The sequence below is a fragment of the Virgisporangium aliadipatigenens genome (assembly GCF_016863615.1).
Taxonomy (GTDB): Bacteria; Actinomycetota; Actinomycetes; order Mycobacteriales; family Micromonosporaceae; genus Virgisporangium; species Virgisporangium aliadipatigenens.
Window position 1 is genome coordinate 42,330 of sequence record NZ_BOPF01000036.1, and the last position, 12,449, is coordinate 54,778.

General features: G+C 71.8%; 10 protein-coding genes. 7 read left to right on the forward strand and 3 right to left on the reverse strand.

Annotation, left to right across the window (positions count from 1 at the left end):
* Position 1 precedes the first annotated feature (1 nt).
* The 4 genes from Val02_RS36580 (at position 2) to Val02_RS36595 (ending at position 4,954) form a co-directional block, all read left to right on the forward strand.
* Entirely contained in the window at positions 2-1,405 is a 1,404-nt protein-coding gene (locus tag Val02_RS36580; protein WP_239153614.1) for an RNB domain-containing ribonuclease, read from the forward strand.
* Between the two features lie 38 nt (positions 1,406-1,443).
* Positions 1,444-2,136 (forward strand): NADPH-dependent F420 reductase, encoded by a 693-nt coding sequence (gene npdG / locus Val02_RS36585; protein ID WP_203903888.1) that lies wholly within the window; start codon positions 1,444-1,446, stop codon positions 2,134-2,136.
* Positions 2,133-3,320: a cytochrome P450 gene (locus tag Val02_RS36590; protein WP_203903889.1), complete on the forward strand. Its 1,188-nt coding sequence runs from the start codon at positions 2,133-2,135 to the stop codon at positions 3,318-3,320. Before npdG ends, Val02_RS36590 begins: the two co-directional genes overlap by 4 nt.
* Positions 3,321-3,388: 68 nt before the next feature.
* On the forward strand, positions 3,389-4,954 hold the full coding sequence (locus Val02_RS36595; RefSeq protein ID WP_203903890.1) for a methyl-accepting chemotaxis protein: 1,566 nt from the start codon (positions 3,389-3,391) through the stop codon (positions 4,952-4,954).
* Positions 4,955-4,990: 36 nt separating this feature from the next.
* Here Val02_RS36595 and panB read toward each other — a convergent pair whose 3' ends face one another.
* Together panB and Val02_RS36605 are read right to left on the reverse strand one after the other, a co-directional pair.
* Positions 4,991-5,824, reverse strand: coding sequence for a 3-methyl-2-oxobutanoate hydroxymethyltransferase (gene panB, locus Val02_RS36600; RefSeq protein ID WP_203903891.1), 834 nt, complete (start codon positions 5,822-5,824; stop codon positions 4,991-4,993).
* Between the two features lie 131 nt (positions 5,825-5,955).
* Positions 5,956-7,707: an NAD+ synthase gene (locus tag Val02_RS36605; RefSeq protein ID WP_203903892.1), complete on the reverse strand. Its 1,752-nt coding sequence runs from the start codon at positions 7,705-7,707 to the stop codon at positions 5,956-5,958.
* Positions 7,708-7,886: 179 nt separating this feature from the next.
* Here Val02_RS36605 and Val02_RS36610 point away from each other — a divergent pair, with 179 nt between their 5' ends.
* Positions 7,887-9,248 (forward strand): glutamine synthetase family protein, encoded by a 1,362-nt coding sequence (locus Val02_RS36610; protein WP_203903893.1) that lies wholly within the window; start codon positions 7,887-7,889, stop codon positions 9,246-9,248.
* A 1-nt stretch (position 9,249) separates the two neighbouring features.
* Here Val02_RS36610 and Val02_RS36615 read toward each other — a convergent pair whose 3' ends face one another.
* Entirely contained in the window at positions 9,250-10,686 is a 1,437-nt protein-coding gene (locus tag Val02_RS36615) for a hypothetical protein (RefSeq protein WP_203903894.1), read from the reverse strand.
* Between the two features lie 213 nt (positions 10,687-10,899).
* Between Val02_RS36615 and Val02_RS36620 the strand changes: the two genes are divergently transcribed.
* Positions 10,900-11,061 (forward strand): LPXTG cell wall anchor domain-containing protein, encoded by a 162-nt coding sequence (locus tag Val02_RS36620; RefSeq protein ID WP_203903895.1) that lies wholly within the window; start codon positions 10,900-10,902, stop codon positions 11,059-11,061.
* 22 nt (positions 11,062-11,083) lie between these two features.
* Positions 11,084-12,394 (forward strand): glycosyltransferase family 2 protein, encoded by a 1,311-nt coding sequence (locus tag Val02_RS36625; protein WP_203903896.1) that lies wholly within the window; start codon positions 11,084-11,086, stop codon positions 12,392-12,394.
* Positions 12,395-12,449: the final 55 nt, after the last annotated feature.

Below are 12,449 nucleotides of genomic sequence, written 5' to 3' on the forward strand. Positions count from 1 at the left end.
CGTGGTAGACGGACGAGTCAGCGCACCCCGGATCCGGGCCTCCCGGATCGACTTCGCACCACTGCGCCGCGAGCTGGAGCTTCCCACGGAGTTCCCGCTCGCGGCGCTGCGTGAGGCGGAAGAGGCGAGCCGGACCGAGCACGGCGACGGGCGGGTGGACCGGACGGATCTGGCGTTCGTGACGGTGGATCCGCCGGGTGCGCGGGATCTCGACCAGGCGGTCCGGCTGGAGCAGCGGGCCGGTGGCTACCGGGTGTACTACGCGATCGCGGACGTGTTCGCGTTCGTGGTGCCCGGGGGTGCGCTGGACGCCGAGACGCATCGGCGGGGGCAGACGGTTTACTTGCCGGACGGAAAGGTTCCGCTGCATCCGCCGGTGTTGAGCGAGGGCGCCGCGAGCCTGCTGCCGGACCGGGTCCGCCCGGCCGTCCTGTGGACGGTCGATCTGGACGCCGGCGGCGTCCCCACAAGCCATTCTGTCGAACGCGCGCTGGTGCGCAGCCGCGCCCAGTACGCGTATCCCGACCTGGAACGCGAGCTGCCGGAACCGGTCGCCCTCCTGCCCACGGTCGGCAAGCTGCTCATTGCCCGCGGGCTCGAACGCGGAGCCGTCGACCTGCCGCTGCCGGATCAGGAGATCGAGCCGGACGGGGACGGCTGGCGGCTCGAACTGCGTTCGCCACTGCCGGTCGAGGAGTGGAACGCCCAGATCTCCCTGCTCACCGGCATGGTCGCCGCGAAGATCATGCTCACCGGCGGAACGGGACTGCTGCGCACCATGCCGCCCCCGCCGGAGAAGGCGATCACGCGCCTGCGGGCGGCCGCCGCGGCGCTCGACATCGACTGGCCGGCCGAGCAGCCGGTGGGTGAGCTGCTGGCGGCGATGCGCCCGGTGCACGCCCGCGAACTGGCCTTCGTCGAACAGGCCGGCGATCTGTTGAGCGGCGCGACGTACGAAGTTCCCGATGGAAGTTCGACCGGAAAGAACGAACACTCGGCGGTGGCCGCACCCTACGCGCACGTCACGGCCCCGCTGCGGAGGCTGGCGGACCGGTACGCGACCGAGGCGTGCCTGGCCCTGCACGACGGCCGGGAGGTGCCCGCGCACGTCCGGTCGGCGCTGCCGGAGCTGCCGGCGACGATGCAGCGCACCGCCCGCGTCACGAACGCCGCGGACCGCGCCGCCGTGGATCTGGTCGAGGCGGTGCTCCTGGCGGGCCGGGTCGGCGAGGTGTTCGAGGCGGCGGTGCTCGACGTGGAGGGTAGGCGCGGCACGATCGCCCTCGACGAACCGGCCGTCCGGGCGCGCTGCGACGGCGACCTGGCGCTCGGCACCCGCACCCGGGTGCGGCTGGTCGAGGCGGACCCGGCGACGCGGAAGGTGAGATTCGAGACCGCGGGGTAGGCGTCACATTGTCGGCGGGGGCTGGTAAGACTGCTGGCATGACCTTCGACCCGAGCGTGCTGCCCGACGTGTCCGGCCTCTCCGTGGGGATTCTCGGCGGGACGGGCCCACAGGGGCGCGGCCTGGCCTACCGGTGGGCGCGGGCGGGTCAGGCGGTACGGATCGGTTCGCGCACGCGGGAGCGGGGCGAGGCGGCGGCCGCCGAGCTGGCCGGGATGCCGCACGTGCCGGACGGTGTGGTGACCGGTGGGGACAACGAGTACGCCTGCGCCGCCGATGTGGTGCTGGTGGCGGTGCCGTGGGACGGGCACGCCGACACGCTGCGTGCGCTGGCGCCGGTCCTTGCGGGGCGGATCGTCGTCGACTGCGTCAATCCGCTCGGGTTCGACAAGCAGGGCGCCTTCGCGCTGCCGGTGCCGGAGGGGAGCGCGGCGCAGCAGGCCCTGGCGTTGCTGCCGGGGTCGCGGGTGTGTGCGGCGTTCCACCACGTGAGCGCCGTGCTGCTGGCCGACCCCGAGGTGACCGAGGTGGATCTCGACGTGCTCGTGCTCGGCGACGACCGGGACGCCGCGGCCGTGGTGCAGGCCCTGGCGATGCGCATCCCCGGCATGCGCGGGGTGTGGGCCGGGCGGCTGCGCAACGCCGGGCAGGTGGAGGCGTTCACGGCCAACCTCATCGCGATCAACCGGCGGTACAAGGCGCACGCGGGGATCCGGGTGACGGATGTATGAAATTCGATCCCTGGTCGCCTGAGTTCGTCGCGTACCCGTACGAGGCCTACGCGGAGCTGCGTTCCACCGCGCCGGTGGTGTTCTTCGAGCCGACCGGGCAGTACCTGGTGTCGCACTACGCCGACGTCAACGCGTTGCTGCGGGACCGCCGGCTCGGGCGCACCTACCTGCACGTGGCGTCGCACGCGGAGTTCGGGCGGCCGGAGGATCCGCCGCATCTGGAGCCGTTCTGGCGGGTGATCCGGGACGGGATGCTCGACCGTGAGCCGCCGGATCACACCCGGCTGCGGCGGCTGGTGTCGGCGGCGTTCACGCCGAAGCGGGTGGCCGCGATGCGCCCCACCGTGGAGCGGCTGGCCGGTGAGCTGGTGGACGCGCTGGTGGCCGAGGGCGGCGGAGACCTGCTCGGCGCCGTCGCGGAGCCGTTGCCGGTGACCGTGATCGCCGAACTGCTCGGGGTGCCGGCCGCCGACCGGGCGTTGCTGCGGCCGTGGTCCGCCGACATCTGCGGGATGTACGAGCTGAATCCGTCCCGCGCTGCGCAGGAGACGGCGGTGCGGGCGGCGATCGAGTTCGGGGACTATCTGCGGGGGCTGGCCGCGCAGCGGCGTCGGGAGCCGCGCGACGACCTGGTGAGCGCGCTGGCGAGGGTCGAGGGGCTCAGCGAGGACGAGCTGGTGGGCACCTGCGTGCTGCTGCTCAACGCGGGGCACGAGGCGACCGTCAACGTCACGGGCAACGGCTGGTGGTCGCTGTTCCGCAACCCGGCCGAGCTGGCCCGGCTGCGCGCCGAGCCGCGGCTGCTGCCGGGCGCCGTGGAGGAGCTGATGCGCTACGACACGCCGCTGCAGATGTTCGAGCGGTGGGTGCTGGAGGACATCACCGTGCGGGGGGTGGACATCCCGCGGGGGAGCGAGGTGGCGCTGCTGTTCGGGTCGGCCAATCACGACCCGGCCGTGTTCGCCGATCCGGGGCGGCTGGACGTGGGGCGGGTCGACAATCCGCACCTGTCGTTCGGGGCCGGGATCCACTACTGCCTCGGTGCGGTGCTGGCGCGGATCGAGCTGGTGGCGTCGTTCGGGGCGGTACTCGCCAAGGCGCCGGGCCTGCGGCTGGTGCGCGAGCCCGAGTGGAAGCCGGGTTACATCATCCGTGGCCTGCGGGAGTTGGTGGTCGAGGTGTGAGAAATCCTGTTCCGACCGTTCCGGGTGCCGATGGGTCAGCGGACGGGTGAACGGCGAACGGGGTTTCCATGCTGTCTCTGACGCAGGGCATCGGGCGGAAGCTGGTGGCCTTGGCGCTCGCGGGAGTGCTGGCGGCCGCCGGGGTAGCCATGATCGCCCAGTGGTCGACGGACAAGGTCACCCGCAGCGCGGACCGGGTGGCGACCATGCACGCCCTCAAGGCAGCCCTCAACCACCTCGACACCCGTGAGGCCGAACTGAAGGTCAGCGCCTACCGGTGCATCATCGAGCCCGACATCCAGGCGATCATCGACGAGCTGAAAGAGGACGCCGTGACGGTCGAGGAGGCCGTCGCCGCCGTGGAGGAACTCGACCTCCCGGCCGGCATCCGCAGCGAGTTCGCGGCCATCAAGCCGGACATCGAGGCGTTCACCACGTTCATCCAGCAGTTCGTCAACGACGCCAAGAGCAACCAGGCCTCCGTCATGCCCCGCGAGCCGGAGATCGCCGACCGCAATCACATCGTCGACGACCAGCTCGAGGTGCTGCACGAGAAGGTCGACGCGGAGATCGAGGCGGCCACGCAGGATCTCGTGGACCTCAAGCGGACCGCGCTGATGATCGAGGTGCTGGTGGTGCTTGCCGCGGTGGTGGTCGTGCTCATCGTGGCGTCGGCGGTGGTGCGTTCGATCCTGAACTCCGTGCGCCGCGTCGGCGAGGTCGCGTACGCGCTGTCGCAGGGCGACCTGACCAAGCGTTCCGGCGTCACCTCCAACGACGAACTGGGCCGCATGGCCGCCTCCCTCGACTCGGCGCTCGACGCCCTGCGCGACTCGGTGCGTGCGCTCGGCTCCGAGTCGGCGGCGCTCGCGGCGGCGTCGAGCCACCTCTCCGGCACGAGCGCGGGGATCGCCGACGCGACGTCGCAGACCAACACGCAGATCCACGAGGCGTCCAGCGCATCGAGCGCCGTCTCCGAACACGTCAGCAGCATCTCGGCCGGCGCGGAGGAGATGGGCGCCTCGATCGCCGAGATCGCCCGCAGCGCCGGCAACGCCGCTCAGGTCGCCACGGACGCCTCCCGGGAGGCCGAGGCGGCCAATGCCCGCGTGGAGCAGTTGGCGAACTCGTCGGCCGAGATCGGCAACGTCCTGAAGCTGATCACCTCGATCGCCGAGCAGACCAACCTGCTGGCCCTGAACGCCACCATCGAGGCCGCCCGGGCCGGCCACGCCGGGAAGGGGTTCGCGGTCGTGGCGAGCGAGGTCAAGGATCTGGCGCAGGAGACGGCGCGCGCCACCGAGGACATCGGCCGCCGGGTCAGCGCGATCCAGACGGACACCGCCGACACGGCCGACGCGATCCGGCGGATGAGCGCCGTGGTGGCGGACATCAGCAGCCATCAGCAGACGATCGCGAGCGCGGTGGAGGAGCAGACGGCCACCACGCAGGAGATGCAGCGGGGGATCGAGGAGGCCGCCCGGGGCGCGCAGCAGATCTCGCGCAACCTGGTGGCGGTCACGTCGGCGACGTCGTCGGCGGCGGACGGGGTGTCGAACGCCGACCGCGCGGCCGCCGACCTGGCGAGGATGTCGGACAGCCTGCGCTCACTCGTCCAACGCTTCATCTACTGACCGCGCCCGGCGCGCGCCCGCGCCGGGCGCGGAGCGTCAGAACGTGTGGTCCACCGTCGGGAACGCCCCCGACCGCACCTCGTCCGAGAAGGCCGCCACCGCCGACGACAGCGCCCCGGCCAGGTCGGCGTACTGCTTCACGAAGCGCGGCATCTTCCCGGTCCGCAGCCCGGCCATGTCCTGCCAGACCAGCACCTGCGCGTCGGTGTCCGGCCCGGCCCCGATCCCGACGGTGGGGATCGGCACCTCCGCGGTGACCCGCTTCGCGACCTCGCCCGGCACCATCTCCAGCACCACGGCGAAGGCGCCGGCCTCGTAGACGGCGCGGGCGTCGGCGAGGACGTCCTCCGACGAGTCGCCGCGCCCCTGCACCCGGTACCCGCCGAGCGTGTGCTCCCGCTGCGGCGTGAACCCGATGTGCGCCATCACCGGAATCCCGGCTCCGGTCAGGGCGGCGATCTGCGGTGCCACGTTGACGCCGCCCTCGAGCTTGACGGCCTGGCAGCCGCCCTCCTTCATGAACCGCACGGCCGTGCGCAGCGCCTGCGTCGGCCCCTCCTCGTAGGAGCCGAACGGCAGGTCCCCGACGACGAGCGCGCGCGAGGTGGCCCGCACGACGCCGCGGACCAGGAAGAGCAGTTCCTCGACGGTGACGGGAACGGTGGTCTCGTAGCCGTACACGTTGTTGGCGGCGGAGTCGCCGACCAGCAGGACGGGGATGCCCTGCTGGTCGAAGAGCGCGGCCGTGTACTGGTCGTAGCTGGTGAGCATGGGCCACTTCTCGCCGCGTTCCTTGGCGGCGAGCAGGTCACGGGCGCGTACGCGCCGGTTGACGACCCCGCCGTACAGCGACGGGATGGATGCGGACATCGGCGTCTCCTTCCGACCTCGAGGCCGCTGGCGGTGCGGTCCCCGGGTACTGAGGCCCGTCCCATGAGGGGAGACGGGCTCAGAAGAAGCCTCCCACCGTCCCGTCCGCTACCGGGGCGGAGTGCAAGATCTCACATGCCCTCGCGGAACCGGTTCGTGATGGGCAGCCGCCGGTCCCGCCCGAACGCCTTGATCGAGATCTTGGTGCCGGGCGCCGACTGCCGCCGCTTGTACTCGGCGATGTCGACCATCCGCAGCACCCGGTCGACGAGCGCGGCGTCGTGCCCGTCGGCGATCAGTTCGTCGCGGCCGAGGTCGCCGTCGACGTAGCCGGTGAGGATGGCGTCGAGCTCCTCGTAGTCCGGCAGGGAGTCGGAGTCGAGCTGGTCGGGTCGCAGTTCGGCGCTGGGCGGCTTGGTGATGGAGTTCTCCGGGATGGGCGGGATCTCGCCGCGCCGGGCCGCTTCCGCGTTGCGCCAGGTGGCGAGCTTCCAGACCAGCGTCTTGGGAACGTCCTTCAGCGGGTTGAACGCCCCCACCGAGTCCCCGTAGAGCGTGGAGTACCCGACGGCCAGCTCGCTCTTGTTGCCGGTGGTCAGCACGAGCGGCCCCTCCTGGTTGGAGATGGCCATCAGGATCACGGCACGTACCCGGGCCTGCAGGTTCTCCGCCGCGAGGCCGCTCAGGTTGAGGGCACCCATGAAGGCGGCGACCATCGGCGCGATCTCCTGCACCCGGTAGTCGAGCCCGGTGCGCTTGGCCAGGTCGGCGGCGTCGTCGCGGGAGTGCTCCGAGGAGTAGCTGCTGGGCATGGAGACGCCGATGACGTTGGCGGCGCCGAGCGCGTCGACGGCGATGGCGGCCACCACGGAGGAGTCGATCCCGCCGGAGAGGCCGAGCGCGACGGAGCGCACGCCGTTCTTGCGGACGTAGTCGCGCAGCCCGAGCACCAGGGCCTGCCAGATCTCCGCCTCGTCGGTGATCCGCTCGGCGATGACCGGCGTCGGGGCGGGGGACGAGGGCGCCGCGAGCGTCTCCGAGAGGAAGACCCGCTCCACCCACATCTCGCCGAAGTCGCCCTCGGTGTCGTCGTCGCTGGTGGGCAGGTCGAGCTCGGCGACGATGAGGTTCTCGGCGAACTGCGGCCCGCGCGCGACCAGCGTCCCGTCGGCGTCGACGATCATCGAGTCGCCGTCGAACACCAGCTCGTCCTGCCCGCCGACGGCGTTGACGTAGGCGACGGCCGCGCCGGCCTCGGCGGCCCGGCGGCGCACCAGGGGAAGGCGCACGTCGTCCTTGTTGAGCTCGTACGGGGAGGCGTTGATGTTGACGACGAGTCCGGCACCGGCGCGTCCGGCGACCGCGAACGGCCCGCCCGGCTGCCAGATGTCCTCGCAGATGGTGACGGCCACGTCGACCCCGCCGAGGCGCACGATGCGCAGGGTGTCGCCGGCGACGAAGTAGCGGTCCTCGTCGAAGACGCCGTAGTTGGGCAGGTGGTGCTTGTAGTAGCGGGTGATCACGCGGCCGTCGTGCAGGAGGGCGAGCGCGTTGCGGGGGCCGCGCGCGGGGTCCGCCTCGGCGCTGATCTTGGCGCGGCCGTCGGCGTCGAGGAAGCCGACCAGGACGGCGATGTCGCCGAGCCCCTCGTGCGCCAGGTCGGCGGCGAGCCGGACGAGTGCCTCGCGGGACGCGGCGACGAACGACTCGCGGAAGACGAGGTCCTCGACGGGGTATCCGGTCAGTGCCAGTTCGGGGAACGCGACCAGGTGGGCCCCGGCTTCCGCCGCCTTGCGGGTCCAGCCCCGGATGAGGGCCGCATTGCCTGGGATGTCGCCTACGGTCGGGTTGACCTGGGCGAGCGCGATGCGCAACGTGGGCATGAGACCTATCCTATTTCTAGATCATCCGGCCGCGGTGGGCTGCCGCGGTAAGCATGGGTACGGGTGAGGCCGGCGACAAGTTTCACTCCCGACAGGCTCCCGCTGCCAGGCCCGCGTAACGTGTGCGAAACAGCCGCCGGCAAGACTTTGGCCACCCGGATGCGGATGAGGGGAACGTCGTGGACCGTCAGCAGGAGTTCGTGCTTCGAACCCTCGAAGAGCGGGACATCCGCTTCGTCCGCCTGTGGTTCACCGACGTGCTCGGCACCCTGAAGAGCGTGTCCGTGGCGCCGGCCGAGCTGGAGGCGGCGTTCGACGAGGGTATCGGCTTCGACGGTTCGGCGATCGAGGGCTTCGCCCGGGTCTACGAGTCGGACATGGTGGCCATGCCGGATCCGACGACGTTCCAGGTGTTCCCGTTCGAGGGCGGCGGGTTGCAGCGCTCCGGCGGGGAGAGCGCCCGCATGTTCTGCGACATCCTGCTGCCGGACGGCTCGCCGTCCTGGGCCGATCCGCGGCACGTGCTGCGCCGCGCGCTGTCGAAGGCGGCGGAGAAGGGTTTCACCTTCTACACGCACCCCGAGATCGAGTTCTTCCTGCTCTCGGACATCCCGGACAACGGTGACCTGCCGACGCCGGTCGACGCGGGCGGCTACTTCGACCACACCACGCACGCGGTCGCGCGGGACTTCCGCCGGCAGGCGGTGCTGTCGCTGGAGCGGATCGGCATCTCGGTCGAGTTCAGCCATCACGAGGTGGCGCCGGGCCAGCAGGAGATCGACCTGCGCTACGCCGACGCGCTGACGATGGCCGACAACATCATGACGTTCCGGCATGTGATCAAGGAGGTGGCGACCTCGCACGGGGTGCACGCCTCGTTCATGCCGAAGCCGTTCACGGATCAGCCGGGCAGCGGGATGCACACGCACCTGTCGCTGTTCGAGGGGGAGCGCAACGCGTTCCACGACCCGGGCGACCCGTCGAAGATGTCGAAGGTGGGCAAGGCGTTCATCGCCGGGCTGCTGACCCACGCGCGCGAGTACACCGCGATCACCAACCAGTGGGTCAACTCCTACAAGCGGCTGTTCCCGCAGGCGCTGCCGGACCGGATCACCGAGTCGCCGGCCTACGTCTGCTGGGGCAACCTCAACCGTTCCGCGCTGGTGCGGGTGCCGGCCTACGGCAAGCCCAACTCCGCGCGGGTGGAGATCCGCTCCGTCGACTCGGCCTGCAACCCGTACCTGGCGTACGCGGTGCTGCTCGGCGCGGGCATGAAGGGGATCGAGGAGGGCTACGAACTGCCGCCGGGCGCCGAGGACGACGTGTGGTCGCTGTCGGACGCCGAGCGCCGCGCGATGGGCTACCAGTCGCTGCCGGAGAATCTCGCCGAGGCGATCGACGTCATGGCCGGCAGCGAGTTCGTGGCCGAGGTGCTGGGCGAGCACGTCTTCGAGTTCTTCATCCGCAACAAGCGCACGGAGTGGGAGGAGTACCGCCGCGAGGTGACCCCCTTCGAGCGCAAGCGGTATCTCTCCCTCTAGATCAGTCCAGGCGCACCGCTGCGGCGGTGGTCCGGATGATGCCGACGAGCACCGTCCGGGCCTCCTCCGGGGTCTGCTTACCGCCCTCGTACTCGACGCGGATGACCACGTTGGCCCGGCGTGCGACGGCGCGGGCGGTGCCGCTGCGCACGGTGATCGTGGCCGCGTCGGCGATGCCGGCGGTCTCGGTGCCCCGGCTCGCGTAGATCCGCACCTGGCGTTCGTACTGTGCGGCCGCGGCCTGCACGGCGTCGTGGTCGGCGTCCAGGTCGCAGCGTTCCACGACGACGATCAGGTAGCGCAACGTGTCCTCCTCCCGCCAGTGGCAGCGGAAGGCTTCGACGCCGCCGGCGGTGGGCTCGTCGCGGCGCGTGGCCGTCGGGGCGGCGGGGAGCAGCCGGCGGGCCTCGGCGGCGTTCGCGGCGCACGGGTCGGGCGTGGTCGTGGCGATGGCCACCCCGGGCCAGAACGCCCTGTCCCAGGGCCGGTCCCGGTACAGCGCCAGGCCGAGCGCGAGCACCAGGACGACCGCGGCCGCCACCAGCTCGCTCGCGCGCCGGTCGCGGTGCTCCACCCGTTCCCCCGAAAGCTCCTGGAGGGCGGCCACGTCGGCGCGGAACCGCCGGTCGGAGCCGGTCAGCGTGACCAGCCCGGGCACCGGCACCCCGCGCCCGCCCGGCAGGACCAGGCGGACCCGGCGCCACGGCCCCAGGTGGCGCTCCTCGACGGCGTCGACCGCGTCCCACGGCAGGTGGCCGGCGGCGGTCCGCACCCCGCGCCGGTCCACGGTGGAACGCCCGCGCGCCACCCACAGCCCGGCACCGCCGAGCGCGACCAGGTAGCCGCCGAGCTGCTGCACCACGGACCACCGGGGCGTGGTGTCACCCAGGAACAGCAGCGCCGCTCCGGCGACGGCCAGGAGCGCGGCGACCGCGTAGGTCCACGGCGCCGGCCGGAGCGCGCGGGGCGCGGGACCGTCCGGGTCGGCGGGTGACTCCTCGACCTGCCCGTCGAGCGTGAACCGGCCGCCGGAGAGCCGCGCCAGCGCCTCGCCCACGGCCCGCCACCGGAACACGTCCGCCCCGACCTGCAGGTGGTACGGGCGGGACACCCGGTCGCGGGCGATCACCGACAGGTGCAGCGGCCGGCCGTCGGGTGCCGCGCTCACGTGCATGACCTTCCCCCACGGCAGGAGGAACGGCCGCCGCGCGAACGCCCGCCGCAGGAGCACACCGTCGGCGGTGAGCCGGGGCGGCGGGAATACGATCTGCGCCACGCACCACAGCACCACCGGCACCGGCGCCACCATCAGGGCGACCCCGACGGCGGACCAGCCCTCGGTGGCGACGATGAGGCCGCCCATCGACAGGATCAGCAGGCTCAGGAACGCGAGGGCCAGCGGCCCGCCCCGCCGTCGCGGCAGCCGGTACTCGTCCACGCGGCGAACGTAGCGGTCGGCGGCAACCCCGTGGCGGTAACGCAGAGTGACTCGGGACTGCCCGACCGGTGGTAACGGAACGTGTTCTTGTCAGGTGGATGGCCCATAAGGGCCGCTGCGCGGGGGAGCGCCGTTGATAACGCTCCGCAATCGCCGCTAGCTTTTCCTCAGCAAGTCGCCCGGCAAGAAAGTCCCCGAAAAACGAGGTGTCGAATGTCCCAGACAAAGGTGACGGGTGCCACCGCCACTGCTGCTGCCGCGACCCTGCCGGTCACCGGTAACAGTGTCGTGCTGATGGTGCTGACCGGTTTCGCCCTGGTGGTTACCGGGTTGCTGCTGTTCCGCTCCGGCCGCTACCGCAACGACGCGGCCTGATCGGGATCCCGGGCACACACCCATGACTCTGATCATCGTCGGGTCCCTGCTGCTGGTGGCCTGGCCGATGTACACCCTGGCCCTGCTGGCGTTCTCGGTGCGCAACGGCGCCCAGGCCCGCCGGCACCGGGTCCGGGTGGACTCGGCGGCTCCGGTTGCCGGCCAGCCCGACACGTTCTGGATCGTGGTGCCGTGCCTCAACGAGGAGCGTGTCGTCGGTCGGACCGTCGCCGCCGCCCTGGACCTCAACGGCCCCTGGGGCAGCGCATCGCACGTCCTGGTCGTCGACGACGGCTCCGACGACGGCACGCCCACCGTGCTGGCCTCGATCGACCACCCGAACCTGCACGTCCTGCGGCGCAACCTGCCGGAGGCGCGCAAGGGCAAGGGGGAGGCGCTCAACGCCGCCTACCGCTACATCGGCAGCTGGACCGTCGAGAACGGCATCGACCCCGCCAAGGTGGCGGTCGGCGTCATCGACGGCGACGGCCGCGGCTCGCGGAACCTGCTGATGGAGGTCGCGCACGCCATGCGTGACCCGAAGGTCGGCGCGGTGCAGAGCCGGGTGCGCATCCACAACCGGAACCGGCTGCTGGCGGCCGTGCAGGACCTGGAGTTCGGCTGCATCGCCGACGCCAGCCAGTCCATGCGCGACTCGCTCAGCACCGTGGGCCTCGGCGGCAACGGACAGTTCGCCCGACTGTCCGCGTTGCAGAAGCTCGGTGACGCGCCCTGGTCGGCCTGCCTGGTCGAGGACCTCGAACTGGGGCTCCGGCTGCACCTCGAAGGCGTTCGCATGCGGTACATGCCGCAGGCGGCGGTGACCCAGCAGGGGCTGGTCGACGTCAACCGGCTGCTCCGCCAGCGCACCCGGTGGGCGCAGGGCAACCTGCAGTGCGCCCGCTACGTCCCGAAGCTGATGGCCTCCCGCCGGATCGGCAACGGCCAGCTCTTCGAGATGCTGTACTACCTGCTCGCCCCGTGGCTGAACGCCATCGGCACGATCGTGATGGCCGGTGTGTGGGGCTACGCCCTGACGCTCCTCATCGCCGGCGACGGCGAGACGTTCATGATCGACTCGTGGGGCGAGTTCGCGGCCGCGGCCGCGGTCTGGATCGCCGCGATGTTCGCACCCGGGCTGGGCTGGGCCGTCCTGCACCGGCTCAAGCTGCGGGACGAGAAACTGAGCCGGCTGCTCCTCGCCGGACTGGCCTACCCGATCTTCCTGTTCCTCGGGCTCGTGAGCACCTGGCGGGCGATCGGACGGCACGTGGCCCGCCGCCAGACCTGGGCCAAGACCGAACGCCTGGCCGAAGAGCCCGTACCGGCCTGACCGGCACCACCTTCGCAACACCCGGACGGCACCGCACGGATGCGGCCTGCCGCGA

Excerpts from the sequence above, each read along its gene's own strand:
- Val02_RS36590 (WP_203903889.1), top strand. The coding sequence starts at position 2,133 with ATGAAATTCGATCCCTGGTCGCCTGAGTTCGTCGCGTACCCGTACGAG.
- Val02_RS36605 (WP_203903892.1), bottom strand. The coding sequence starts at position 7,707 with ATGCCCACGTTGCGCATCGCGCTCGCCCAGGTCAACCCGACCGTAGGC.
- Val02_RS36595 (WP_203903890.1), top strand. The coding sequence starts at position 3,389 with ATGCTGTCTCTGACGCAGGGCATCGGGCGGAAGCTGGTGGCCTTGGCG.
- Val02_RS36625 (WP_203903896.1), top strand. The coding sequence starts at position 11,084 with ATGACTCTGATCATCGTCGGGTCCCTGCTGCTGGTGGCCTGGCCGATG.
- panB (WP_203903891.1), bottom strand. The coding sequence starts at position 5,824 with ATGTCCGCATCCATCCCGTCGCTGTACGGCGGGGTCGTCAACCGGCGC.
- Val02_RS36620 (WP_203903895.1), top strand. The coding sequence starts at position 10,900 with ATGTCCCAGACAAAGGTGACGGGTGCCACCGCCACTGCTGCTGCCGCG.
- npdG (WP_203903888.1), top strand. The coding sequence starts at position 1,444 with ATGACCTTCGACCCGAGCGTGCTGCCCGACGTGTCCGGCCTCTCCGTG.